Source organism: Gordonia hankookensis (assembly GCF_014673215.1).
Lineage (GTDB): Bacteria > Actinomycetota > Actinomycetes > Mycobacteriales > Mycobacteriaceae > Gordonia > Gordonia hankookensis.
The window spans coordinates 1-25,322 of record NZ_JACWMS010000002.1 but is presented as its reverse complement, the minus strand read 5'-3'; the positions used below and the strand labels follow the sequence as shown (position 1 = coordinate 25,322).

The window sequence follows — 25,322 nt, the reverse complement described above, 5'->3', positions numbered from 1 at the left end:
TCCCGATCGGTAATTCAAGTAGTCGACTACTCGTGCTCCGACACCGACTCCGGCGTGAAATTGACACCAGTCCGTGATCGACCCGATCAGGCCCGACCCATCCGTACCGGGTCGCGACGCGAACCACAGTCGACCGAACATCTTCGGCGAGGGAGACCCGACATGACCGCGACACATGCTCACGTGGCATCCGATCACGAGGCATCATCGGTGCCTCGTATGCCCGTGGGCCTCCCGCACGAGATCGCCGCCGATCACGTGGACACCGAGGTCCGAGCCCGATTCCTGACGCCAGACGACCCGGACTGGACCAACGACGGCGCGGCCACCTGGACCAGCGGCCACGTTTCGGGTCTCACCTACTCGCACACGTCGGGCTCCGACCAGCTCGTACTCCACAACCGGGGCGCGCGCGACCTCGGGGTGTTGTCGACTCCGGAACTGCCGGGGACCGACGGAACGGTGTTCACGCATCTGCCGGGCGGCACGTCGGTCGATCTGCCCGTCGCCGAGTCGCACATCCTGCAGACCGCCCGGGTCGGCGACCGTCCGGTCCTCGTCGGACAGATCGTGGCCGGGCGTGATCCGGAGAGCACCGAGCCGTTGTTCATGCTCGACGGCCCGGCCCCGGACGAGGTCGACTGGGCAGCGCTCGACCCCGACGATGTCTACTGGAAGCCGGGCGACATCGACTTCGGTGCGCCGACCGCGCCGCAGTTCGTGTTCGCCGATCCGTTCGCGCACGGTGTCCACCACACGCGCATCGACGGTGAGGTGGCCCTGCACAATCACGGCGACAGCGAGGTGGCGGTGCTGACCGTCGGCGCCGACGGCCCGCTCGACCTCGTGGTCGCGCGCCCGGGCGAGTCGGTCCCGATTCCGCCCGGAGACGCCGTGTGCTACGTGCAGACGCCCCGAACCGATTGCAGCCCAACGCTATTGGGTGTCATGTGGCTGCGCTCGGGAGAGCTGATGCCGAGTGTGCTGCCGATTCCCTCGCGGCGCGACCACCTCGACTACCACTACCTGACCCCGTGGAGCGCCGACTGGGATTGCGGTTATCCGCAGCAGATCCATCTCGACGCCGAGGCGAGTGGCGTCACCTACCAGTACCGGACAGGCGCGGACCGGATGACCATCCGCAACACCGGCGACGAGTCGATAGCGGTGATCTACAACCGTGAGGGCGAGCGGGTCGTCGCCGAGGTGACGGCGGGCACCCGGATGACCTTCCCGGTGTGCGCGGACGCCGACACCGGCCAGGTGTTCTCCGTCGTCGGCGAGCGTGTGGACAGCAGGCCCGGCCGGTCGGCGAGCTTCGCGTCGTCGGGCGCGGTCATCCCGGGAACCAGTGGCACACCGGGTACCGCAACCAATTTCGGCTCGGTCGTGATCATGCTCGGCACGGTGGTCTACAGCGCCGTGCCCAAGAAGAACCTCTACCTGGCGTGGTCTGACCGTCGTCGGTGGTTACGGCGGGCAGCCGGTTGAGAAACCCGATACGTCAGCCGGCGTAGCGACGGAGCTTGGCCGAGATCCGTGGGATGAGATCGCCGTCGGCGTCGACGCGCTCCTCCACATAGGCGAGGTCGCCGTCCTCGACGAGTCCGTAGAGCCGTTTCGCGCCACCGGTGCGGCGGCCGGAATCGGCCTTGATCACCACGTCGGTGGCGAGTTCCCATGAGGTCTGGGTCAGGGGCTGACCGTAGAACAGTTCGATCGAACCCTCCGCATGGGCCAGGAGCAGTTCGATGGTGTCGTCGTCGCCGATCCGCCAGAACCCGGTCTCACGCAGATCGGGACGAACGAAACGTGCGTCGTCATCGATCACCCACGACCGGGCCTGCCAGTTGAGAAAGTTCTGACCGTCGTGACTGATGATGATCTGTTGCGCGAAGTGGTAGTCGGCGCCGGTGTCGGGATCGTTGCCCTCACCCTCTCCCAGCCAGACCCCCACCATCGGCAGAAGTGCGAGGAGGCCGGAATGCAGATCGGCGCCCTGGCGGAGATTGGCGGTGTCGTGGGGGAGCGGGAGCTCGCCCCACTCGGGGAGATTGCGGTCCGCGGTCTCCCGGGCACGTTCGGCCGCCTGATTGATCGCGTCGTCGCCGGAACGGCGCGCCGCGCCGTCCGGTTCATCCGCAGGCCGGGTCACGACTCGTCGTTGATCAGACGGTAGAGGACGTAGACACCGAACCAGGCGATCAGAATCGATGCCAGGATCAGCAGGATCTCGAAGAAAATGACCACGCGCAGAGTCTAGCGCGCGAGTTCTGCCGTCATCGACCCGAGGTGGTCTGGTCCGATGCTTGGATGGTGGCATGAGCGATGAACAGCGCATCTCGACGGCGAGCCGCCGGATCGCGGCCCCGGCCGAACGCATCTTCGAGCTGATCGCCGATCCGGCGCGGCAGCCCGAATGGGACGGCAACGACAACCTGTCGCAGGCGCCGTCCGGCCGTCGGGTGACCGCGGCGGGCGAGGTGTTCGCGATGACCCTGACGACCGGCGCCCTCCGGGAGAACCACGTCGTCGAGTTCGAGGAAGGTCGGCGCATCGCCTGGAAACCAGCGGAGGAGGGCTCCGAACCGCCCGGACATCTGTGGCGGTGGGAACTCGAGCCCGACGGCGACGCATCGACCCTGGTGATCCACACCTACGACTGGACCGACCTGCAGGACCCGCAGCGCCTGGTCCGGGCGCGCGCCACGACGTCGGATCGGTTGCGGTCGTCGATCGACCGGCTGGCCGCGATCGCGGAGAAGCCATAGACGGCACGGGTTTCGGTCGCATCAGGGCGTCCGACGGCTGTCACCGACCATGACGAAGGCCCCCGGGGTTGAACCCGGGGGCCTTCGGTCGCGTGGAGCGATCTACTTCTTGACGACGATGTCGTGCTCGTGCACGCCCGGGCCTTCCGGCGAGATGGTCACGTCACCGTTGCCGACCGAGGACAGCGCACGAAGCGTCCACGTGCCGGGGGCGGCGAAGAAGCGGAAGTCGCCGGTCGGGCTGGCCACGACCTCGGCGGTGAACTCACCGGTCGAGTCGAGCAGCCGGACGAACGCGCCGGCGACCGGCGTGCCATCGGAGTCGTTGACCTGACCGGTCAGGACGGTCTCCTTCTCGACGTCGACGCCTGCGGGCAGTTTCTGCCCTTGCTTGGGTGCAGCACACATGGTTACTTTCCTTCTCCGAGCTCGACGGGCACGCCGACCAGCGAGCCGTATTCGGTCCAGCTGCCGTCGTAGTTCTTCACGTTCTGGTGGCCCAGCAGTTCCTTCAGCACGAACCAGGTGTGGCTGGAACGCTCGCCGATACGGCAGTAGGCGATGGTTTCCTTCTCGCCGTCGAGGCCCGCCTCGGAGTACAGCTCGGCGAGATCTTCGTCGCTCTTGAACGTGCCGTCCTCGTTGGCGGCCTTGCTCCACGGCACGTTGATGGCGCCGGGGATGTGGCCGGGACGCTGGCTCTGCTCCTGCGGGAGGTGGGCAGGCGCGAGGATCTTGCCGGAGAACTCGTCAGGGCTGCGCACGTCGACGAGGTTCTTGTTGCCGATGGCGGCGACGGTCTCGTCGCGGAACGCGCGGATGGTCAGATCCGGCTCGGCGGCCTTGTAGGTGGTGGCCGGACGGCTCACCGAGTCGGTCGACAGCGGACGGCCGTCGAGCTCCCACTTCTTGCGGCCGCCGTCGAGGAGCTTGACGTCGTTGTGGCCGTAGAGCTTGAAGTACCAGTAGGCGTAGGCCGCGAACCAGTTGTTGTTGCCGCCGTAGAGGACGACGGTGTCGTCGTTGGAGATGCCGCGCTCGCTGAGCAGCTTGGAGAACTGCTCGGCATCGACGAAGTCGCGACGGACCGGATCCTGCAGGTCGGTCTTCCAGTCGATCTTCACGGCGCCGGCGATGTGGCCGCCGTCGTAGGCGGAGGTGTCCTCGTCGACCTCGACGAAGACGATTCCGTCGGTGTTGAGGTTCTGCTCAGCCCAGTCGGCGCTGACCAGGACGTCGGAACGTGCCATGGTTGGGTCCTTCCCAGATACTTGCGGATATTTGTGGAGAGATGTGAAACGCCGATGATGCCGACCGGGTGATTCGTCGCGGATGGTTCTGGTCACCGGAGATGTCCGGATGAGACGCGAGATGTCAGAGATGCAAGGAACCGCACCGGCCACCATCGTCAGTAGAACGCGCCGACGGGCGCCGCGCTCTCAGAGACTAACGACAGCAACAATCGGCGACGCGACAGAAGTCGATCGCACGACGGCGAGTGAGCATGAACTCACGGCGCAGTTGCATGCCAACGAGGGTACACAGCGGTGACCGGCGTCCCCAAAACGGCTCCCGCCATCGTCGCCGATCGACGGCGTGGTGAGTGGCGAGCCGTCAGAAGTCGCTCGGGACGAGGTCGGTCGCGCCGCGCGTACCGGTCAGGAGTACGTCACTGCCCTCGCTGTGGGCCTCGGTCGGTGTGGTCTGCCAGGGCAACGGCATCGGAGGGAGCGTTGCCGTGAACCGCGACAACACATATCCGCGGAGATCGTCCGCGACGTCGGCGTCGACGTGTTCCTCGGGGCCGCGATAGAAGTCGGTTGCCGAGATGCGTAGGCGGCCGTCGACCACGGAGAGGTCCACCGCGACGCTGACCTTCACCTTCGGACCGGGGTACGCCGACGCCGACGGCGGAATCCGTGTTCCGGTGGGAATCGGTGGCAAGGGAACGGTTCCGGTCAGCAACACCCCCGAGGTGCGGCGCAGGAGTCCGTCGCCCGGCCCACCGCCGCCCGCCTTGTCCTCCGGTGCGGGGGTGTTGACCGTCAGATCGAGGATGCCGAGCATCCGTCCGAGATTCACCGAATCCAGCCGTGTGTAGGCGTCCACCGACGCGGTGTGCAGTACGTCACCCGATTCGATGTCGAAGGCGTCCGGCGTCGACCACCGGCCCAAGGTGGCGCCGAGTTCGGCACGGCAGCCGGCCGGAGACGGGCAGGTGACCGCGACGCCGCGGGCGGTGATCACCGCGCCGCCGAAGTCGTCGGCGCGCGCATGGGTCAGAAAGGGAAACCCGCTGATGGTGACCTCTGGCTCATAGGTCACGCGCGGTGACGCGAGCAATGCCCGGGAGAGATCGTGTTCGGTGCGCATCGCCGCGACGGTGTCGGTGAGAAGCAGTACCAGGGCGACCACGACCACCCCGACGATGCCGACACCCAGAATCCGACGTCCCCGGTGCCGGTGCCCGTGTCGGCGCCGGGATACACGCTGTCGGCCTCCCCCGGACGCCTTGTTAACAGCGAAACGCGACATTGGCGCTATTCTGTCACCTATCGCGCACACGTTGGTAAGGCGGCGTAAACAAACCGTCGGCCACGTGAGCAGTGCCGGACCGGTCCGCACGAGGGTCGGGTTCGGGTGTCCACGGGTTGGGGAACGACGAGATCGGAGTACTACATGGATCTCTTACTGTTGACAGCCGATCCGAATCCGGAGTCCGTCCTCCCATCCCTGTCGTTGCTGGCACACACTGTGCGGGTGGCGCCGACCGAGGTCTCGTCGCTGATGGAGGCGGGCAACGCCGACGTCGCGATCGTCGACGCGAGGACCGATCTCGCCGCGGCCCGCGGACTCTGCCGGCTGCTCGGCAGCACCGGTTCAGCCGCGCCGGTGGCCGCGGTACTCACCGAGGGTGGGCTCGTCGCGGTGAACGCCGACTGGGGTCTCGACGAATTCCTGCTTCCCGGTACCGGACCCGCAGAGCTCGACGCGCGTCTGCGGCTGCTGGTGGTCCGTACGCGCGGGATGACCACCGAGGAGGCCAGCGGCAAGGTCACGCTTGGCGAGTTGATCATCGACGAGGGCACCTACACCGCCCGGTTGCGTGGCCGCCCACTGGATCTGACCTACAAGGAGTTCGAACTCCTCAAGTACCTTGCGCAGAACGCCGGTCGTGTGTTCACGAGAGCGCAACTGCTGCAGGAGGTCTGGGGGTACGACTTCTTCGGTGGCACCCGCACGGTCGACGTCCACGTCCGTCGGCTGCGCGCGAAGCTGGGCAGCGAGCACGAATCCCTGATCGGTACAGTACGTAACGTCGGGTACAAGGCGGTGCGTCCGAACCGCGGCAGGGGATCGGCGGACACCGACAACTCGATGGACGTGATGCCCGACGGGGCAGACGGCTTCGCTGCCGATGATCTCGATGGACCGCTCGACGAGGAGTTCAGTGCCACCACCAATGGGAACTGACGGAACCGGCGCCGGACTGACGGTGGCCGACCATCTGACCCCTGAGGCCGTCGACTTCGCGCACAGGCTGGTGAGGTCGGCGACCGACGCCGACGGGGTCGTGCCGTTGTCCGAACAATCGGTGGCCGTGATCGACGGATCGTCGGATCAGATTGTGCGTCATGTCTTCTCGGACGCAGGCTATGCAAACGTGATTGCCGGCCGATCAGGTGAACCGGCCATGATCGAGGCCGTTGTCGATCCGGCCCGTCGACGGGCAGGCCACGGTCGGGCGCTTCTCGTCGAGGCGTTCGACGTGGCGCGAGACGTCACCGCCGATCCGGCGCCGCGGGTCTGGGCGCATGGCGACTTGCCCGGTGCGGTGGCGCTCGCGGCGAAACTGGGTCTGGCCCGGCGCCGCGAACTGTTGCAGCTACGTCGGCCGCTCCCGCCGGCAGGCGACGCACTGCCGCCTCTCGAGCTCGACGACCGAACCGTGTTGCGTACCTACGAAGGTCCCGCCGACGACGCCGAGATCTTGCGGGTCAACAACGCAGCGTTCGACTGGCATCCCGAACAAGGTGGATGGACCCAGGCGCAGATCACCGAACGGGTCCGGAGTGACTGGTTCGACGCGAAAGGGCTGTTCCTCGCATTCGACGCCGGGAGCCCGGAACACTTGCTCGGCTTCCACTGGACGAAGGTGCACGACCCGAGTCTGGGCGAGGTCTACATCGTCGGCGTCGATCCCGCGGCCCAGGGCCGGGGACTCGGCCGGCTGCTGACCCTGGCGGGACTGCATCATCTCGCCGATCGCCACATCGGCGAGGTGGAACTGTACGTCGAGGGCGACAACGTGGCCGCGCTGCACACATATGAGCGGCTCGGCTTCACGAGGTACGCGATCGACGTCGCCTACGGGTGACGCCGGGCCGGCGACGACCGGCGGTCTGCTCAGCCGAGTTTCCGCGCCCGCGCCGGTGCCTCGGTCAGGAAGTCGTCCAGGATCCGCACCACTTCGTCGGGCGCCTCGGCGTGCGGATAGTGGCCCACACCCGGCAGGATCTCGAGACGGCTCCCCGGGATGGCCTCGTGGGCGGCGATCCCATGCGCGACCGGGATGATGTTGTCCTTGTCGCCCCAGATCAACTGGGTTGGCAACTCGGCGTTGAGGTACAACCGGTTCAGGGCGCTGACCGCCTGGCCGCGGTGATCGACCACCGCGCGCAGTGTCCGGAGGAACGCCCGGCGCGTCGCGGCGTCTGACAACGACGCATAGGCCCGCCAGGTCTGGTCCGCCCGTGGCGAACGGATACCGGCCGACGAAGCCCACGACCGAACCGTCTCACCGACCCGCAGAACAGGTTTCGGAGCAATGACGGGGAGGATGAGTTCCGCGCCGGGGGCGGCGAGGAACCTCAGCATCCAATTGACGTCTGGCCCCAGTCCGCCACTGCCGATCAACACGAGGCGCTCGCAGTAGTCAGGGTGTTGGTAGGTGAACTGCATCGCGACCCCGCCACCGAGCGATTGGCCGATGACCGTGACCTTGTCGATCCCGATCTCGTCGAGCAGATCGCGCAGGAAGGCCGCAAAGGCTCCCAGGGAATAGTCACCCCGGGGCTTGTCGGAGTCGCCGTGCCCGGGCAGATCCGGCGCGATGATGCGGTGGCGCCGGGCGAGGGCGGGGATCACGGCATCCCAGGTGGCGGAGCTGCCGGCCATCCCGTGGATGAGCAGCAGTGCGTCGCCGTCGCCGGCATCGCGATAGGCGACTCGGTCGCCGTGCAGGTCGAGATGGTTGTACTCGTTCGTCACGGACGTCGCTCCCCACGCAGTCGGTCAGATGTCCGGCACTTCGGGTCTTGGCCGAACTCTACCGGTCGTGGGCTCTCCGGGCGTTTTCGACCGCTCGAGGACTTGTCGGACCACGCCCCGGCCAATTCACCGTGTGTTCATCTGGTGTCGGTGATCAGTCCACCAGCCCGGCCTAGCGTCATTTCGGACACTCCGGAGTGCCGGGGTCATCGATCGAAAGGCACGTGTAGCGGTGAAGATCAATCGGAACGGTGCGTTGGCGGCGGTATCGACCATTGCGATGGTCGCCCTGGTCAGCGCATGCAGTAGTGGCGGGGACACCAAGACGATCAGCGGCGAGGGCTCGACTGCGCAGCAGAAGGCGATGGAGCACTTCAGCAACGTGGTGACCGACAACGGCGACATCGTGATGGATTACACGGGCAGTGGCTCGGGGGACGGCATCAAGAAGTTCATCGCGGGCGACGTCGACTTCGCGGGTTCGGATTCGGCACTCAAGCCCGAGGAGGCCGCGTCGGCGAAGGAACGCTGCAACGGCAACGACGCGTGGCACATTCCGTTGGTGGCCGGCCCGGTCGCGGTCGCCTACAACGTGCAGGGGGTCGACAGCCTCAAGCTCAACCCGACGGTGCTTGCGGGCATCTTCGATTCCAAGATCACCAAGTGGAATGACCCGGCGATCGCCGCATTGAACCCCGGCGTCGCCCTGCCCGCCGAGAACATCGTGCCGGTTCACCGCAGCGACAGCTCGGGCACCACCGACAACTTCCAGCAGTTCCTCCAGGCGTCGGCACCGCAGGCCTGGCCGTATGAGCACAGCAAGGAGTTCCAGGGCAAGGGCGGCTCCGCTGCGGCCAAGTCGACCGGCGTCGGCGACACCGTCAAGAAGACCCCGGGCGCGATCACCTATGTCGAGTGGGGCTTCGCCACCGAGAACAAGCTGGGTGTGGCCCAGATCGACTTCGGTGCGGGACCGGTCGCGTTGAATGCCGGGTCGGCAGGCAAGGCGCTGGACTCGGTCAAGTTCAAGACCCCGGGCAGCAAGGACCTCGTGGTGGACACCGACGCGCTCTTCGCGTCGAAGACCGCCGGGGCGTACCCGCTGATGCTGACCACCTACGAGATCGTGTGCTCGACGGGCTACTCCGACGAGAACATCAGCTCGACCCTCAAGGAGGCCTTCACCACCGCCCTGAACTCGGGTCAGGACGGCCTTGCCGAGATCGGCTACGTGCCGCTGCCGGCCGCCTACAAGGCGACATTGCAGGGCACGATCGACAGCCTGACCGGTGGTGCCGGCGGCCAGAACTCCTGACGGAGACAACGCATCGTGAGTCGCGGGGCCGGAGCATTTGCGGCCCCGCGACCACGGTTGAGACACTAGGCCGATCCACTATCCGGGAAGTGGCGCGATGACCAGAGCAGAACCAGAAGGACGCATGACCTCACTCAGCCAGAATCAGGGCGAGCACGCCGAGGGTGGTCCGCTGGGTGCAGCGCCGTCGCCGGACCTTCCACCCGAGGCGCAGCCCAGCGAACTCACCACCGCCAAGCACAGCAGGCTCGGCGACCAGATCTTCCGCACGCTGTCGGTCGGCTCGGGTGTCCTGGTCTCGATCGTCATCGCTCTGATCGCGATCTTTCTACTGGCACAAGCGATTCCGTCGCTCGCCAAGAACACCGCCAACTTCTTCACCTACCAGGGCGAGTGGATCACCACCGGGACCGAACTGAAGTTCGGTATCCCGCAACTCTTCTACGCCACCGTCGTCGTGTCGGTGATCGCCTTGGTCCTGGCCATGCCCGTCGCGCTGGGGATCTCGATCTTCGTGACGGAGTACGCGCCGAAACGGTTCGTCGGGCCCATCACCTACACGGTCGATCTGCTCGCCGCGATCCCGTCCATCGTCTACGGCCTGTGGGGCATCCTCGTTCTCGGACCCGCGCTGGTCCCGGTCAACAACTGGCTGGTCGGCAACCTGGGCTTCCTCCCGTTCTTCCAGGAACCCAGCCAGGTCGCCAACATGTCGACGGGCGGCACCATGCTCACCGCGGGCATCGTGCTGGCGATCATGATCCTGCCGATCATCACCGCGGTCACCCGCGAGGTGTTCATGCAGACGCCGACGGCCCACCGGGAGGCGGCTCTCGCGCTCGGTGCGACCAAGTGGGAGGTCGTGAAGGTCTCGGTGCTCCCGTTCGGGTTCTCCGGATACATCAGCGGCGGCATGCTCGGCCTCGGCCGTGCGCTCGGCGAGACGATGGCCCTGCTGCTGATCATTTCGACGGCCGGGCCGATCGATTTCAACCTGATGGAGAGCGGCGAGACCTTCGCGACGAAGATCGCCAACAATGCGGCCGAGTTCGACTCACCGTCGAAGACCGGCGCGTACATCTCGGCAGGCCTGACCTTGTTCGTTCTGACGTTCGTCGTGAACGCAGCCGCCCGCGCGGTGGTCGCCCGGAGGAAGAAGTGACATGACAGCGACCATCGATTCGCGGCCCAGCGAACCCGTCAAGAAGCGCCCATCCGGATTCCAGCCGGTGGCCACCCGGCGCAAGATCGTCAATCAGTCCACCCGGGTCCTGGTGTCGGCAGCGCTGCTGATCGCGCTGGTACCGCTGATATGGCTGGTCGTGACGCTCATCGCGCGCGGGATCGAACCGATCCTCGACCCGCAATGGTGGTTGTCGGCCGAGCGCAGGGGCGGGGCAGCCAACGCGATCGTCGGCACCCTCGTCCAGACCGCGCTGGCCGCGGTGATCTCTGTTCCGCTCGGCATCTTCGTGGCGATCTACCTGGTCGAGTACAGCAACGGCAAGTCGTTCCTCGCGCGCACCACGACCTTCATGGTCGACATCCTGTCCGGTGTCCCGTCGATCGTGGCCGCCCTGTTCATCTATGCCGTGTGGCGCACGTCGCTCGGATTGCCGCGAATGGGATTCGTGGTGTCGCTCGCACTGGTGCTGCTGATGGTGCCGCTGGTGGTCCGCGCGACCGAGGAGATGCTCAAGATCGTCCCGCAGGATCTGCGAGAGGCGTCATACGCACTGGGTATCCCGAAATGGAAGACCATTGCGCGAGTGGTCCTGCCGACGGCGTTGTCAGGCATCATCACCGGCGTGATGCTGGCCATCGCGCGTGTGATGGGCGAATCCGCCCCGGTGCTGATCCTGGTCGGATCGACACGGGCGATGAACTGGAATCCGTTCGCCGGCAACCAGGAATCGCTCCCGCTGATGATGGTGCAGCAGTACAACAACGGTCCCGGGGCCTTCGACAAGGTGTGGGGTGCGGCGCTCACCCTGGTCATCCTGGTCGCGATCGTGTACTTCGGCGCCAAAGCCGTGGCGAAGTTGTTCGCCCCCAAGACCTCCTGACCCTTCGAGAACCGCTTCGCTCGCCCCTCGGGGAGCGGAGGGACCTCCACCGCGAGAACGGACTGAGACAATGGCCAAGCGCCTCGACATCAAAGATCTGAACATCTATTACGGCGCATTCCACGCGGTGAAGGACGTGACGCTGGAGGTGCCGCCGCGTTGCATCACGGCCTTCATCGGCCCATCGGGCTGTGGCAAGTCCACGGTGCTGCGCACGCTCAATCGCATGCACGAGGTGACACCCGGGGCCTACGCGACCGGCAAGGTGCTCCTCGACAGCGAGGACATCTATGCCAAGGGTGTCGACCCGGTGAGCGTGCGCGCAACCATCGGTATGGTCTTCCAGCGGCCGAATCCGTTCCCCACCATGTCGATTCGCGACAATGTGGTGGCCGGCCTCAAGCTCCAGGGCGTGCGGAACAAGGCCCAGCTCGATGAGGTCGCCGAGCGTAGCCTGCGCGGCGCCAACCTCTGGGACGAGGTCAAGGACCGGCTCGACAAGCCCGGTGGCGGTCTGTCCGGTGGTCAGCAGCAGCGGCTCTGCATCGCGCGAGCCATCGCGGTGTCGCCGGACGTGCTGCTCATGGACGAACCGTGCTCGGCGCTCGACCCCATCTCGACCCTGGCGATCGAGGACCTGATGGGCGAGCTCAAGAAGGAGTACACGATCGTCATCGTGACCCACAACATGCAGCAGGCAGCCCGCGTCAGCGATCAGACCGCGTTTTTCAACTTGGAGGGCATCGGTCAGCCGGGGCAGCTCGTGGAGCTGAACGACACCGAGACGATGTTCTCCAGCCCCCTCAAGCAGGAGACCGAGGACTACATCTCGGGCCGCTTCGGCTGAGCAGCGCACTCGAACGACGAAGGGCCCCGCACGGTGACGCCGTGCGGGGCCCGTCTCGTGGCGCCACCCTGAGGGGCGTCCTTCGTGACGCTTCGCCTGCTCCGTCCTCAGGGACCGCGACGGTCACATGTTCAGCACGAGGACTATCAACGCGACGATGAGAACAAGAGTGAATCCCAGGTAGCTCAGGATCTGGCGACGATGAGCCGCCGCAGCCTGCTCATCGTCGGTGGAATTGTGCCCGCTCGCTGCGCCCGGCCCGAAGAGGGGCATGTCGCGCGTCGCGTTCCCGGTAGGGAATCTGGGCCCGCTCGCTGCGCTCCCGGCGCCCGTATCGAATCTGGGCCCGCTCGCTGCGCTCCCGGCGCCCGGGTGGAATGTGGGCCCGCTCGCTGCGCTCCCGGCGCCCGGGTGGAATGTGGGCCCGCTCGCTGCGCTCCCGGCGCCCGGGTCCAAGTCTCGTTCCGCAGAGGGATGCTGAGCCATGGCGTCACCCTAACGCCGCGTCCACCGGGCCACGAAATCCGAAGGCGCTCCAGGTGAGCGCCATCTCATCGCAGAAAAAACGCGGTCCGGATCGCATCCGGACCGCGTGAAGGATCTACGTCCCGAGTGGTCAAGAGACCTCGAGGAACTGCTCCGGTGTCTGTCCGGTGGCCTGGAACACGACGCGTCGCCCGATCAGCACCGCATGGTCGGCGAACCGCTCGTAGTACCGGCCGAGCAGCGTGACGTCGACGGCGGCGGCCACCCCATGGCTCCACTCCCGGTCCATCAGAACCGTGAAGAGGTGCCGGTGCAGGTCGTCCATCGCGTCGTCGTCCTCTTGGAGACGGACTGCTTCCTCCGGGTTCTGTGTGGTCAGGACCTCGCGCGCGGTCTCCGCGAGCTGTACCGCGAGCCGGCCCATCTCGGCGAAGTAGCCGTTGACCTCCTCGGGTAGCGCCTTGGCCGGGTGGCGACGCCGCGCCACCTTCGCCACGTGCAGGGCGAGTGCGCCCATCCGGTCGACGTCCGCCGCGATCTGGAATCCGCTGACGATCCCGCGGAGATCACCGGCCACCGGGGCCTGCCGGGCGAGCAATGCGAACGCCTGTTCCTCGGCGCGGGCCGACAACTCACTCATCCGGTCGTTGTCGGTGATCACTTCCTCGGCGACGGCGAGGTCGGCCTGCAGCAGTGCCTGGGTGGCGCGTGCCATGGTCGCGCCGGCGAGGTCACACATCTCGCCCAGGATCGAATTGAGCACCTCAAGCTGCTCGTGGTACGCGGTACGCATGGCATCCAGGATACTTGGTCGCGCGACCGGCACCCGGCCAGTGCGGATGAACACACCGTGAACGGCCGGTGCGCGCCCGCTTTGCCGCTTTCGATCAGGTCAGGAACAGGTGGTGTCGCCCGCGTTGGTCACTGCGAGATCGTTCGGCAGGCCCGACGACGCCGACAACGCCGGCAGCTGCTGGGCCGAGATGGTGCTACCGGTCGCGGGGGTGGAATCCAGGGACCCGTCGAAGTTCGAACCCAGGATCACCTCGACGCCCGACTTGACGTTCGGGTCCTGCTGGATCGACGCGCCGGGGAACATCTTGGCCAGCGTGGCCGCTGAATCCTGCTCACCCGCGCCGTAGCGGATGACGGTCTCGTCGCGGTTCTCCGAGGCGTCGGCGACACCGCGGACGTCGAATCCCTCGGACACGAGCTGGTCGGAGACCTCCGACGCCACGCCGCTGCGGTCGGTTCCGTTGAGGACGCGGACGCCCACGTTGCCGGGGCTCTGGGCGGTCGCGCTCAGCTTGGTCGGTGCAGCCTCGCTCGACGGTGCGGCCGCACTGCTCGACGGCGACTTGCTGGCCGAACTCGCGGCCTTCTTCTTCGCCTTCTCGCCGGGCAGCGGGTCGTCGTCGATGATCGAATTGAAGATCGCGTTGATCGCTTCGGTCCGCGGGATCTCGTTGTTGAGACCGTCCGTCGTGGTGCCCGAGGTCGGGATGGTCAGGAAGGTGACACGCCCGGCCTCGATTCCCTGCATCGATTCGGCCAGGTTGAGCAGCGACTTGGTGTCGACACCGTCCACGAAGCTGTACTGGATGAAGGTGTTGACGATGCCGTTCAACTTGTTCGGGTTCGACAACACGTTGCCCGACAAGGTGGAACGGAGGAGCGACGACATGAACAGCTGTTGCCGCTTGATCCGGCCGTAGTCGCCGGTGCCCTCGGACGCGATGTTGCGGGCACGGACATAGTTCAGCGCGCGGCGCCCGGTGAGCTTCTGACTTCCGGGTTTGCGGATGATCTGGCCCAGCTCGTAGTCGTAGAGCGGGGACGTCGAACAGACCTGGACGCCGCCGACGGACTTGACCACCTTCTCGAAGCCGTAGAAATCCATGGCGATGAAGTGGTTGATGTTCAGACCGCTCATCTGCGTGATGGCCTGCACCAGACACTTCGGTCCGCCATCTGCGTAGAGACTGTTGAGCTTCACTCCTGTCTCGGCCGGTATCGGGTCTCCGTAGGTGCCCGCACTGTTGTCCCACTGCTGACATTCAGGCCGGTCGACCTGGAGGTCGCGAGGGAACGAGACGGCGACGACACGACTGCGATTGGCAGGCACGTTGACCAGGATGACGGTGTCCGAGCGCGCACCTTCGGCGTCGGCGGTGGTGCCTGCGCCCACCTTGCCGTTCTGCCCGGTACGGGTGTCGGTGCCGACGATGAGATAGTTCTCGTCGCCGTATTGGGCATCCTTCTTGCGGATGTTCGAATCGTCCGGGTTCACCGCGTTGATGGTCTTCCAGTTGCCGTCCCACGACTGCAGGTAGCCCCAGACGAAGCCGGTGCCGACCAGCGCCATCACACAGGCGACCGCGACCATGACCCGGCCGGTGACGGTGACGTTTCGGGTGAGATCTCGGCGCCGGTTCTTCGGTCCGGGATGTCGGAACGGGCGCGACCGCGGTGGGATGGTGTCGGAGAGATCGGGGGTCGGCTGCAACGGCCGGGCACGGCTGCCCTGCCCGCGCGACTCCTCGGTGACCCGTTCGCGTGTCGCATCGTCGGAGAGGTCGACGTCGACGTCGGGGACGTCGGGGATGGTCGGGATCTTCTGGGTCACGTCGTTCGCGTTGGGAACCTCGTCGAGGTTCCCGAACCGATGGACCGTGGTCGGATTCTCGTCGGCGGGCGGCTGTGGCTCCGGCGAACGCCGCGGCGGCCGCTTTCCGGGCTGTCCCGGCTGCGCAGGCCCGGTGGGCTGCGCGTCGGCCCCGGCCGCGTTCATCTGCTCCATCAGCTCGCGCACGGTGAGCCGGGTTCGGCCGCGGACATAGCGATCGGTCCCGCGTGGCTCGTGGAGGGCGCCGTGGGAGGAGCCACCGTTCACCGGTGGGTCGCCGAACATCTCCTTGAAGTCGTTGGCGCCACCGGAGCGACCGGCCCGCCGACTACGACGAGGCGTACTGCCCTCGTCGGACGGCTCGTCCGGTCCCGATGACTTACGACTCAACTGACATTCCCCTTGAACCCCGACCTTCCAGTGCGACCGCCGTTGGGCTGGTATGGCGCACCATGGCATGGCCCCGCCCATGCGAGACCTCGAGTCATATTACTGATTGCACCTGAGAACTTGTCTCAGCTACCGCGTGGCGGGTTGCATTTCCGTGTTCAGCCGCCCGAATGCATGATCTCGGCGCCATCGGGAACGATGTCCTCGTCCGGGTCGTCGAGCCAGCCGTCGGGTAGCGCCACCTTGGCGGGCGATCCCTGCCGACCGCGAGGCCCATGTCCGTCCGCCGGGAATTCGGCGTCGGCGGGCAGCGTGCCGACGAGTTCGCGCAGTTCGTCGAGGGTGTTCACCAGCGCCAGCCGGTTGCGGAGATCGGAGCCTGCCGGGAACCCGCGCAGATACCAGGCGACGTGCTTGCGGATCTCGCGCATACCCTTGCCCTCGCCGTGGTGTGCGGCGAGCAATTCACCGTGCCGGACGATGATCTGCGACACTTCGCCGAGATTCGGGGCGGCTGGAGCCGTGAATCCGTTCAATTCGGCGGCGAGTTCGGCGAACAGCCACGGCCGTCCGAGGCAGCCGCGACCGATCACCACGCCGTCGCAGCCGGTATGCCGCATCATCTCGACGGCGTCGACGGGTTCGAAGATGTCACCGTTGCCGAGTACCGGAACCTCGGTCACGTGTTCCTTGAGCCGGGCGATCTCATCCCAGTCCGCGGTGCCCGAATAGCGTTGCGACGCGGTGCGCGCGTGCAGGGCGACGGCCTGGGCGCCTTCGGCGGCGGCGATGCGCCCGGCGTCGAGGTGCGTGTGGTGTTCGTCGTCGATACCGATCCGGAACTTCACCGTCACCGGCACGGATGTGCCCTCGGTGGCACGCACCGCCGCTGCGACGATCCGCCGGAACAGGTTGCGCTTGTAGGGAATTGCCGACCCGCCGCCCTTGCGGGTGACCTTGGGGACCGGGCAGCCGAAGTTCATGTCGATGTGGTCGGCGAGGTTCTCGTCGACGATCATCTTGGCAGCCGCGTAGGTGTTCTCGGGGTCCACGGTGTACAGCTGGATCGACCGCGGCGACTCGTCCGGTCCGAAGGTCGTCATGTGCATCGTCACGGGATGACGTTCCACCAGCGCCCGGGCGGTGACCATCTCGCACACGTAGAGCCCCGACACCGTGCCGGTGCGCGCGAGTTCGAGTTCGCGGCACAGGGTGCGGAATGCGACGTTGGTGACGCCGGCCATCGGGGCGAGAACCACCGGGCTCGCCAGCTCGATCGACCCGATGCGCAAGGCAGCCGACGCCGAACCGGCGCCCTCGGAGATCGAGGGCGCCGGCGCGGCCGAGGTCGTGACGGTGCTCAGGATGCCTGCTGCTCCCGCTTCTTGGCCTCGCGGGCGAGCGAACGGTCGCGCATCTCCTCGAAGCGGATGGTGTCCTTCTCCAGCTGCTCGAGGAAGGCCGCGAGCTCCTCACGGGTCTTCTCGCCCTCGGAGGTGAAGTCCTCGCGCTCGAAGACCTTCCACTTCCGCAGGACCGGCATGATGACCTCTTCGAGGTGCTGACGCAGGTCGTAGATGCCGTGCTTGGCCATCAGGACGCCGTGGCGACGGAAGTTCGGCATACCGGCGCCGGGCATCTGGAAGTTGGTGACGATGTCGGTGACCGCGCGCAGCGTCTGGTCGGGTGAGATGTCCATGCCCGCACCGCAGATGTTGCGGTAGAAGATCATGTGCAGGTTCTCGTCGGCGGCGATGCGCTGCAGCATCTTGTCGGCGATCGGGTCGTTGCAGGCCTTGCCGGTGTTGCGGTGGCTCACGCGGGTCGCGAGTTCCTGGAAGGTCACGTAGGCGACCGAGTGCAGGATGCCCAGCTCGTCGGCGTATTCCTCGAGCTCCTCGGTGCGTCCGGCGGCCGCCAGCATCGGATCGTAGCCGTTGGTCATGTGGATCATCCGCGCCTCTTCGAGGGCGACGGGATCGACACCACGGGTCACCACCAGGTAGTCGCGCATGACGATGCCGTGCCGGTTCTCCTCGGCGGTCCAGCGTCCAACCCAGTGGCCCCACGCCGAATCCATCGAGAAGTTGTCGGCGATGACGCGGTGATAGGACGGCAGGTTGTCCTCGGTGAGGAGGTTGGTGATCATCGCGGCCTTGGCGACCTCGTCGAGCTGCGACTGCTCGGGGTCGTAGTCGACCCCGCCGAGCGCTGCGAAGTTCTTGCCCTCGTCCCAGGGCACGTAGTCGTGCGGGTTCCAGTTCTTGGCGATCTTGAGGTGCCGGTTGACGTTGTCCTCGGCAACCGGTGCCAGCTCCTTGAGCAGTTCAAGCTGGGTCAGCTCGCGTGCCATTCTTTCCTCCGAACGGTGGTGGTCCGTATGTCATGCCTGTCAGTGGTGAGCTCGGCGCGGGACTGACATGGTGGTCAGTGGTTCAGGGTACGACACCTGCCGACCCGACCCAAGTCCGTACTTACGGAATCGTAACCATGGGCGTACGCCGTTACGTTCCTCTCACGTGTCGTCGGTCACGATCGGCGATTGTCACCGACGACGGCTCTCACGTGCCGATCGATCATCGCCGATCGGGGCACGTCTTCCCCCTGCGTGACGCGGATTCACAGCCGATTCGCAGGTCCCACGTGCCGTTCCGCGAATCCCCCCGAGGCCTCGGCGTCACCGACGCCGAGCGAACATCACCCCGATGGTCTCCATCCACCGGGCCGCGTCGTCGTCAAGGGTACCCAGTTCGGCCGATTTCTCGCACCATCTCATCGCCGCCTGCCCGAACTCCATCGGGTTGTAGACGTCTTCTTCCCGACTCCACAGCCCGTTGCCGGCATAGGTCAGGATGGTGATGTTGGTCGCGGTGATCAGCGTTCCATCACCTGGATCGCGCATCGGGTTGTCGACCTCGCAGATCACCCGGCCCGTCGGCGCGTCGACCACATGCCAGAGCGAGGGATATCCGGTCATGTGGCTGCCGGGGAAGGCGGTCATCGTCTTCCAGATCCAGGCCCTGATCTCCTCGCGGCCGGACATCGTGCCAAGGGCGTGCTCGACGTAGTCGGCGTCCTCGGTGAACAGCTCGGCGAAGCGGTCCCAGTCGCGGGTGACGGCGATCTCGGCGACAGTTCGCTGGAAGCGGCCGAAGGCCTCGTCGAGTTCGGAATGCGTGAATGTGCTCATCGAGGCATGAGCGTACTAGAACTTGTTCTAGAAAAAATGCCGATCAGTGATGGAATCCGCGGGTGGCGTGCGGCGTCGGCATCGGGGTGTCGAGGCTGTCCAGGTATTCCACCGAACTCCGCAGGTCGCGCATCAAGAGATCTGCCAGGTCGTGCGACAAGCCGTTGCGCACCACGATCCGCTGCACCCACTGATCTGCGAGATCGTCGGGTAGGGGATAGGCGGGCACCTGCCACCCGCGTTCGCGCAGCTGGGTGGACAGGTGGTGCAGATTCCAGTTCTCGGAGTGTCCGGGAGCGAGCTGCCAGGCGAACACGGGGATGTCGCTGCCGTCGCTGCGCAGCACGAACTGGTCCATCGCGCCGATCTGAGACGACAGGGACAGCGCGACGTCCTGGCAGTTCTGCTGGACGGCGCGGTAGCCCTCGAAGCCGAGCCGGAGGAACTGGTAGTACTGCAGCAGCACCTGGGCGCCCGGCCGCGAGAAGTTGATGGCGAAGGTGGGCATGTCGCCGCCGAGGTAGCTCACCCGGAACACCAGGCTCTCGGGGAGCAACGACGCGTCCCGCCAGACCACCCAGCCGATGCCGGGGTAGACCAAGCCGTACTTGTGGCCGGACATGTTGATCGACGCGACCCGGTCGACGCGGAAGTCCCATTCCAGATCGGGCTGCAGGAACGGGGCGATCGCCCCGCCGGAGGCCGCATCCACATGGATGGGGATGTCGAGGCCGGTATTCGCCTGGATCTCGTCGAGGGCGGCAGCGATCTTGGTGACCGGTTCGTAGGCGCCTGTGTAGGTGACGCCCATGATCGGTACGACACCGATGGTGTTCTCGTCGACGTAGGACGCGAGGTCGTGCCCGTCGAGGACGGGATGCTCCTCGGAGATCGGCACGTACCGCGGTTCGATCTCGAAGTAGTTGCAGAACTTCTCCCAGCACACCTGGACCGCCGACGACATGATCAGGTTCGGGGTGCCGACGGGTTTGCCCTCGGCCTTGCGGCGTTCGGCCCAGCGGCGTTTGAGTGCCATCCCGCCGAGCATCGCCGCCTCCGACGAGCCGATGGTCGACGTGCCGATCGCCTTGGTCGCGTCCGGCGCATTCCAGAGGTTGGCAAGCATTGTCCAACAACGGGTTTCGATAGCAGCTGTCTGCGGATACTCATCTTTGTCGATCATGTTCTTGTCGGCCGACTCGAGGTACAGCCGATTGGCGTGATCGTCCATCCAGGTTCCCACGAAGGTGGCCAGGTTCTGGCGCGCGTTGCCGTCGAGCATGGCCTCGTCGTGGACGATCTGATAGGCGGTCTCCGGCAACGATTCGGTCTCGGGAAGCGTGAAGCGGGGGAACTCGGTGGCCTCGCCACGGCGCGTGAACAGCGGGTTCGCCGAGACCGGAAGGTCGGCGACGTCATTGCGATCGACTTTCAGGTGATGTTCCATCGGCTCAACGTACGCCGAATCGATGCCTGGCCGACTCATCCTTGGGGCATGATTGTGCATGCGCGCGCGGGCTGTTCGCCTGGGCGCGCATGATGATGGGTGACGAGGTCGGCAGTGACGTCGGTAGCGCAAGGGGTGATGGGTCCATGCAACGTCTCAGCGGTCTCGATGCGTCGTTTCTCTATCTGGAGACGAGGTCGCAGCTCATGCACGTCATCGGTCTCATCGAGATCGATCCGAGCACGATGCCGGGTGGATACAGTTTCGTCAAGCTGCGTGACGAACTCGAGCGGCGTATCGGCGCGATGCCCAATTTCCGTCGCAAACTGGACAATTCGCTGTTGAACATCGACCACCCGGTCTGGATCGAGGACGCGGACTTCGACATCGAACGTCACGTCCATCGTGTCGCGGTGCCCGCCCCCGGCGGTGAGGAGCAGGTGGCCGAGCTGTGTGCCCACCTCGCAGGCCAGACCCTCGATCGCGGCAAACCGTTGTGGGAGCTCTGGATCATCGAGGGTCTCGCACAGGGCAAGGTCGCCGCGATGCTGCGGATGCATCATGCAGGCGTGGACGGGGTGACCGGTGCGGACCTGCTCGCCGAACTCTGCACCATGACACCGGAGGCGCCGGATCTCGACGCGGACAAGATGCAGCAGACCGCGGGCGGGTCGTCACGGACGACGATGGCGCTGACCGGGGCGGTCAACTATTTCGTCCAGCGGCCGATCGCGATGGCCAAGCTTCTACCGGAGACCGTCGGCGTGCCGATCGAATGGTTCCGCCGCACCCGATCGAAGACGGCGATGCCCGCTCCGTTCCAGGCTCCGCGCACCCGCTTCAACGCGCCGATCACGCCGCACCGGTCACTCGCGGTCACCCAGCTCTCCCTCGATGACGTCAAACGGGTCAAGAACCGTTTCGGCGTGAAGATCAACGACGTCGTGCTCGCCATCACCGGCGGTGCGATGCGCACTTATCTCGAACAGCACGACGAACTCCCGGAGCAGCCGCTTGTCGCCATGGTGCCGGTGTCGGTGCACGGAGCCGACGAGAGCTCACTGGTGACCGGTGGCACCAACAAGGTCACCGGGATGTTCACGCTGTTGCCGTCGAATCTCGAGGACCCGGTCGAGAGGGTCGAGCAGGCCTCGGAGATGGCGCGCAAGTCGAAAGAGCATCACGCCGACATCGATGCCAACATCCTTCGGGCGTGGGCACAGTTCGCCCCGGGGACCACCATGTCGAACGTCATGAAGCTCTACGGTGATCGCGGACTCTCGCTGTCTCATCCGCCGGTGTTCAACGTCGTCGTCTCCAATGTCGCCGGCCCCGACTTCCCCCTGTACTTCCTGGGATCGCGGGTGACGGGGGTTTATCCCCTCGGGCCGATCTTCCACGGGCTCGGATTGAACATCACCGTCTTCTCCGCCGACGGCCATCTCAATGTCGGCATCCTCGCGTGCACCGATCAGGCCCCTGATGTCCAGGCGATCGCTCAGGCCTTCGACGAGCAGCTCAAGCAGTTGCTCGAGCGGTGCGACTGATCTGCGTCACCGGCGGTGCGGTCGGCTCACAGGCTGTCGAGCCAGGCCCGTGAGCTCGCGTCGGCCGGCGACCGCCAGTCGCCGCGCGGCGACAGTGACCCGCCGGAACCGATCTTCGGACCGTTGGGCATCGCGGTGCGCTTGAACTGATTGCTCATGAACCGCTTGAGGAAGACGGTGAGCCATCGCTCGATGGTCGCCGGGTCGTACTGGTTGCGCCGCTGGGTGACGATCATCTCCGACCACGCGCCGCGTTCACGGTCACCCCACGCCTGTGCCGCCAGGTAGGCGATCTTCGCCGGGCGATAACCGAATCGGGTCAGGTAATAGAGGAAGAAGTCGTGCAGTTCGTACGGTCCGACGGTGTCCTCGGTGCTCTGGATCGCGCCGTCGTCACCTGCCGGGACCAACTCGGGGGAGATCACGTCGTCGAGGATCTCGGCGAGGGTGTCGGTGGTCTCCTGCGTGTAGGCGCTGGTCGTGATCATCCACCGGATCAGGTGCTGGATCAGGGTTTTCGGTACCGACGAGTTGACGTTGTAGTGCGACATCTGGTCGCCCACACCGTAGGTGCACCACCCCAGTGCGAGTTCGGAGAGATCGCCCGTGCCGAGCACGATGGCGCCGTGGTGATTGGCCAGCCGGAACAGGTGCGACGTCCGCTCCCCGGCCTGGACGTTCTCGAATGTGACGTCGTAGACCTTCTCGCCGCGGGCGTAGGGATGCCCGAGGTCGGCGAGCATCTGTTCGCAGGACGGACGGATGTCGAGTTCCGTGCCGCTCACCCCGAGCGAGTCCATCAGCACGTGGGCGCGACGTAAAGTCGCGGTGCCGGTGGCGAACCCGGGCATCGTGTACGCGAGGATGTTCTGCCGCGGCAGGCCGAGGCGATCGAAGGTGTCGACGGCGACAAGTAACGCCAACGTCGAGTCGAGGCCGCCGGAGACGCCGATGACGATCTTCTCGATCCCGGTGGCGCGCAGCCGAGCCGCCAGACCCTGCACCTGGATGTTCCCGACCTCGCGGCAGCGGAAGTCGCGATCGGCCGAATCGGCGGGGACGAACGGGAATCGCGGCACCTCGCGGCGCAGGGTGTCATCGACCTCCTCGATGGCGCCGAGTCGGAACCGGATGCGGCGCAGCGGTTTCAGATCGCCGGCATAGTCACCCACCTGGTCACGCAGGCTGATCATCCGCATCCGCTCCTGGCGGAGCCGATCGAGATCGATATCGGCGGTGATGCGCTGATCGGTCATCGAGAACTGTTCGGTGCGGGCCAGGAGGGTGCCGTTCTCCGAGATCAGCGCGTCGCCATCCCAGGCGAGGTCGGTGGTCGACTCGCCGAATCCCGCGGCCACGTAGATGTGCGCAGCAACGCATCGGGCGGAATGGCTGCTGCACAGCGACTTCCGGTACGACTCCTTGCCCACGGTGACCGGGCTGCCGGACAGGTTCGCCAAGACCGTTGCACCTGCCAGTGCCGCCCAGGTGCTCGGGGGGATGGGCACCCAGCCGTCCTCGCAGATCTCCACATGCACGGCGAAGCCGGGGAGGTCGTCGGCCTCGAAGATGAGATCCGGACCGAACGGTACTTCCGCACCGAGCACCGTGGCGGTGGTGACGGCGGCGTCGCGGGCCGCGGAGAAGTAGCGCTGCTCGTAGAACTCCCGGTAATTCGGCAGATACGACTTCGGTACGACGCCGAGGACCGCTCCGTCGTGGACGATGGCCGCGCAGTTGTACAGACCGTCGCCCACCACCAAGGGCAGCCCGACGGCGATCAGCGGGCGCAGTCCCGTGCTCGCCTCGACCACCGTCCGCAGGCCGGCCAGGCTCGCATCCAGCACGGCGTCCTGCTGGACCAGGTCGTCGATGCTGTACCCACAGAGCCCGAGCTCGGGGAACACCACCAGCGCGGCACCGTCGTCGGCGGCGGCGCGGAGTGCATCGACCGTTCGTTCGGCATTGCGCGCCGGGTCGGCGATGGAGACGGTCGGAACCGCCCCGCTCACCCGTGCGAATCCGTGCTCGTAGACAGACACACCCCGAGCCTAATGGGTCAGAGGCCGAGGTCTTTCGCGATGATCGTCTTCATCACCTCATTGGTGCCGCCATAGATGCGCGAGACCCGGGTGTCGGCATACAGCCGGGCGATCGGGTATTCGACGATGTAGCCGTATCCGCCGTGTAACTGCAGGCATTTGTCGATGACGCGTCCGGCCGTCTCGGTGGCGAACAGCTTGGCCCGCGCCGCATCCGGCACGGAGAGTTCGCCCGCGTTGTGCAGTTCGAGGGCGCGGTCGACCAGATGTCGGATCGCCTCGACCTCGGCCGAGCATTCCGCGAGCACGAATTTTGTGTTCTGGAACGACGCCACCGGGCGACCGAAGACGTCACGTTCCTTGGTGTAGTCGAGCGCGTGTTGCACGGCGGCGGCCGCGGTCGCCGAGGCGCCGATGGCGATGGTGAGCCGCTCCTGCGCGAGATTGTGCGTCAGGTAGGAGAACCCGGCGCCCTCCTCGCCGAGACGGTCCTCCACGGGCACCTTCACCGAGCTGAACGACAGTTCGGCGGTGTCGGAGGCCTTCAGTCCGATCTTCTCGAGTTTGCGGCCGACCGTGAAGCCTTCCGACGCGGTGTCGACCACCAGGATCGACAGCCCGGCGCGGCGGTTCTCGGTGTCGAACGGCGACGTCCGGCACACCACCAGGACCCGGTCGGCGAGCGCCCCGCCGGTGATGAACGTCTTGGCGCCGTCGAGGATGTAGTGGCTGCCGTCCTCGGACAGTCTCGCGGTGGTCGAGATGTTCGCCAGATCCGATCCGGTGCCCGGCTCGGTCATCGCGATGGCGAACATGATGTCGCCGGAGCAGAATCCGGGGATCCAGCGCTGCTTCTGATCGTTGGTGGCGTGCTCCATCAGGTACGGCAGGATGAGGTTGCTGTGCACGGAGTAGCTGCCGAAGGTGACTCCCGCTGCCGAGGTCTCCTCGGCGATCACCATCGAATAGGTGAAGTCCGCGACGCCGCCACCGCCGTATTCCTCGGGTGCTTCGATCCCGAGTACACCGAGATCGCCGAGCCGGTTGTAGAACTCCCGAGGTGGGTGGCCCTGCTTCTCCCATTCGTGGTACTCGGGTACCACTTCCTTGGCGATGAAGTCGCGGATGGTCTTGCGAAAGGCCTCGTGGTCGTCGGTGAAGATGCTGCGTTGCATGTGTTCTCCCCTTTACTTCTCGCGGTAGTCGCGGAGTAGTCCTTTGCTGATGATTTGTTTCTGGATTTCGCTTGTGCCTTCGCCGATGAGGAGGAAGGGGGCTTCGCGCATCAGTCGTTCGATCTCGAATTCTTTCGAGTAGCCGTAGC

General features: G+C 66.0%; 24 protein-coding genes. 9 read left to right on the top strand and 15 right to left on the bottom strand.

Going from position 1 to position 25,322, the window contains the following annotated elements:
* The first annotated feature begins 162 nt into the window (after positions 1-162).
* A complete protein-coding gene (locus IDF66_RS07400) occupies positions 163-1,491 on the top strand; it encodes a hypothetical protein (protein WP_190266369.1) in 1,329 nt (442 codons plus the stop codon).
* A gap of 13 nt (positions 1,492-1,504) precedes the next feature.
* Here the strand turns inward: IDF66_RS07400 and IDF66_RS07395 are convergent, their stop codons facing one another.
* Entirely contained in the window at positions 1,505-2,155 is a 651-nt protein-coding gene (locus IDF66_RS07395; RefSeq protein WP_164307255.1) for an FABP family protein, read from the bottom strand.
* A gap of 166 nt (positions 2,156-2,321) precedes the next feature.
* Between IDF66_RS07395 and IDF66_RS07390 the strand changes: the two genes are divergently transcribed.
* On the top strand, positions 2,322-2,771 hold the full coding sequence (locus IDF66_RS07390; RefSeq protein WP_164307254.1) for an SRPBCC family protein: 450 nt from the start codon (positions 2,322-2,324) through the stop codon (positions 2,769-2,771).
* 102 nt (positions 2,772-2,873) lie between these two features.
* Here the strand turns inward: IDF66_RS07390 and IDF66_RS07385 are convergent, their stop codons facing one another.
* The 3 genes from IDF66_RS07385 to IDF66_RS07375 form a co-directional block, all read right to left on the bottom strand.
* Positions 2,874-3,179, bottom strand: coding sequence for a DUF1416 domain-containing protein (locus IDF66_RS07385; protein ID WP_164307253.1), 306 nt, complete (start codon positions 3,177-3,179; stop codon positions 2,874-2,876).
* Between the two features lie 2 nt (positions 3,180-3,181).
* A complete protein-coding gene (locus tag IDF66_RS07380; RefSeq protein WP_164307252.1) occupies positions 3,182-4,021 on the bottom strand; it encodes a sulfurtransferase in 840 nt (279 codons plus the stop codon).
* Between the two features lie 364 nt (positions 4,022-4,385).
* Positions 4,386-5,306 (bottom strand): LmeA family phospholipid-binding protein, encoded by a 921-nt coding sequence (locus IDF66_RS07375; RefSeq protein WP_190266368.1) that lies wholly within the window; start codon positions 5,304-5,306, stop codon positions 4,386-4,388.
* Between the two features lie 144 nt (positions 5,307-5,450).
* Between IDF66_RS07375 and IDF66_RS07370 the strand changes: the two genes are divergently transcribed.
* Entirely contained in the window at positions 5,451-6,245 is a 795-nt protein-coding gene (locus IDF66_RS07370; RefSeq protein WP_164307250.1) for a winged helix-turn-helix transcriptional regulator, read from the top strand.
* Positions 6,223-7,149 carry a mycothiol synthase gene (gene mshD / locus IDF66_RS07365; protein ID WP_317628621.1) on the top strand — a complete coding sequence of 309 codons (927 nt, stop codon included), beginning with the start codon at positions 6,223-6,225 and terminating at the stop codon, positions 7,147-7,149. The genes IDF66_RS07370 and mshD overlap by 23 nt, the downstream gene beginning before the upstream one ends.
* Positions 7,150-7,178: 29 nt before the next feature.
* Here mshD and IDF66_RS07360 read toward each other — a convergent pair whose 3' ends face one another.
* Positions 7,179-8,042, bottom strand: coding sequence for an alpha/beta fold hydrolase (locus IDF66_RS07360; RefSeq protein ID WP_190266366.1), 864 nt, complete (start codon positions 8,040-8,042; stop codon positions 7,179-7,181).
* 232 nt (positions 8,043-8,274) lie between these two features.
* Here IDF66_RS07360 and pstS point away from each other — a divergent pair, with 232 nt between their 5' ends.
* The 4 genes from pstS (at position 8,275) to pstB (ending at position 12,270) form a co-directional block, all read left to right on the top strand.
* Positions 8,275-9,357, top strand: a complete 1,083-nt coding sequence (gene pstS, locus IDF66_RS07355) for a phosphate ABC transporter substrate-binding protein PstS (RefSeq protein WP_190266365.1) — start codon at positions 8,275-8,277, stop codon at positions 9,355-9,357.
* A 124-nt stretch (positions 9,358-9,481) separates the two neighbouring features.
* Positions 9,482-10,519, top strand: coding sequence for a phosphate ABC transporter permease subunit PstC (pstC, locus tag IDF66_RS07350; RefSeq protein WP_190266364.1), 1,038 nt, complete (start codon positions 9,482-9,484; stop codon positions 10,517-10,519).
* Position 10,520: 1 nt separating this feature from the next.
* Positions 10,521-11,423, top strand: coding sequence for a phosphate ABC transporter permease PstA (gene pstA / locus IDF66_RS07345; RefSeq protein WP_190266363.1), 903 nt, complete (start codon positions 10,521-10,523; stop codon positions 11,421-11,423).
* 70 nt (positions 11,424-11,493) lie between these two features.
* On the top strand, positions 11,494-12,270 hold the full coding sequence (gene pstB / locus IDF66_RS07340) for a phosphate ABC transporter ATP-binding protein PstB (protein ID WP_164307244.1): 777 nt from the start codon (positions 11,494-11,496) through the stop codon (positions 12,268-12,270).
* Positions 12,271-12,393: 123 nt separating this feature from the next.
* Here the strand turns inward: pstB and IDF66_RS07335 are convergent, their stop codons facing one another.
* From IDF66_RS07335 to IDF66_RS07305, 7 genes are all read right to left on the bottom strand, one after another.
* Positions 12,394-12,543, bottom strand: a complete 150-nt coding sequence (locus IDF66_RS07335; protein ID WP_190266362.1) for a hypothetical protein — start codon at positions 12,541-12,543, stop codon at positions 12,394-12,396.
* A 343-nt stretch (positions 12,544-12,886) separates the two neighbouring features.
* On the bottom strand, positions 12,887-13,549 hold the full coding sequence (phoU, locus tag IDF66_RS07330; protein ID WP_164307243.1) for a phosphate signaling complex protein PhoU: 663 nt from the start codon (positions 13,547-13,549) through the stop codon (positions 12,887-12,889).
* Positions 13,550-13,648: 99 nt separating this feature from the next.
* Positions 13,649-15,772, bottom strand: a complete 2,124-nt coding sequence (locus IDF66_RS07325) for an LCP family protein (protein WP_190266361.1) — start codon at positions 15,770-15,772, stop codon at positions 13,649-13,651.
* Between the two features lie 158 nt (positions 15,773-15,930).
* Positions 15,931-17,064 carry a tRNA dihydrouridine synthase DusB gene (gene dusB, locus IDF66_RS07320; RefSeq protein WP_223309385.1) on the bottom strand — a complete coding sequence of 378 codons (1,134 nt, stop codon included), beginning with the start codon at positions 17,062-17,064 and terminating at the stop codon, positions 15,931-15,933.
* A 68-nt stretch (positions 17,065-17,132) separates the two neighbouring features.
* The gene (locus IDF66_RS07315) at positions 17,133-18,125 is read right to left on the bottom strand and encodes an acyl-ACP desaturase (protein ID WP_164307241.1); all 993 of its coding nucleotides are present in this window, start codon (positions 18,123-18,125) and stop codon (positions 17,133-17,135) included.
* A gap of 324 nt (positions 18,126-18,449) precedes the next feature.
* Positions 18,450-18,962: a nuclear transport factor 2 family protein gene (locus tag IDF66_RS07310; protein ID WP_164307240.1), complete on the bottom strand. Its 513-nt coding sequence runs from the start codon at positions 18,960-18,962 to the stop codon at positions 18,450-18,452.
* A 43-nt stretch (positions 18,963-19,005) separates the two neighbouring features.
* Complete coding sequence (locus tag IDF66_RS07305; RefSeq protein WP_164307239.1) at positions 19,006-20,409, bottom strand: glutamate decarboxylase; 1,404 nt, start codon at positions 20,407-20,409, stop codon at positions 19,006-19,008.
* A 146-nt stretch (positions 20,410-20,555) separates the two neighbouring features.
* Between IDF66_RS07305 and IDF66_RS07300 the strand changes: the two genes are divergently transcribed.
* Positions 20,556-21,956 carry a WS/DGAT/MGAT family O-acyltransferase gene (locus tag IDF66_RS07300; RefSeq protein ID WP_190266360.1) on the top strand — a complete coding sequence of 467 codons (1,401 nt, stop codon included), beginning with the start codon at positions 20,556-20,558 and terminating at the stop codon, positions 21,954-21,956.
* A 26-nt stretch (positions 21,957-21,982) separates the two neighbouring features.
* On the opposite strand, the gene IDF66_RS07295 is transcribed toward IDF66_RS07300, so the two are convergent.
* From IDF66_RS07295 to IDF66_RS07285, 3 genes are all read right to left on the bottom strand, one after another.
* Complete coding sequence (locus IDF66_RS07295; RefSeq protein ID WP_164307237.1) at positions 21,983-23,998, bottom strand: NAD(+) synthase; 2,016 nt, start codon at positions 23,996-23,998, stop codon at positions 21,983-21,985.
* Between the two features lie 17 nt (positions 23,999-24,015).
* Positions 24,016-25,173, bottom strand: a complete 1,158-nt coding sequence (locus tag IDF66_RS07290; protein WP_190266359.1) for an acyl-CoA dehydrogenase family protein — start codon at positions 25,171-25,173, stop codon at positions 24,016-24,018.
* A gap of 12 nt (positions 25,174-25,185) precedes the next feature.
* Positions 25,186-25,322 (bottom strand): acyl-CoA dehydrogenase family protein (locus tag IDF66_RS07285; protein WP_190266358.1); only part of this gene is annotated, 137 nt, incomplete at its 5' end.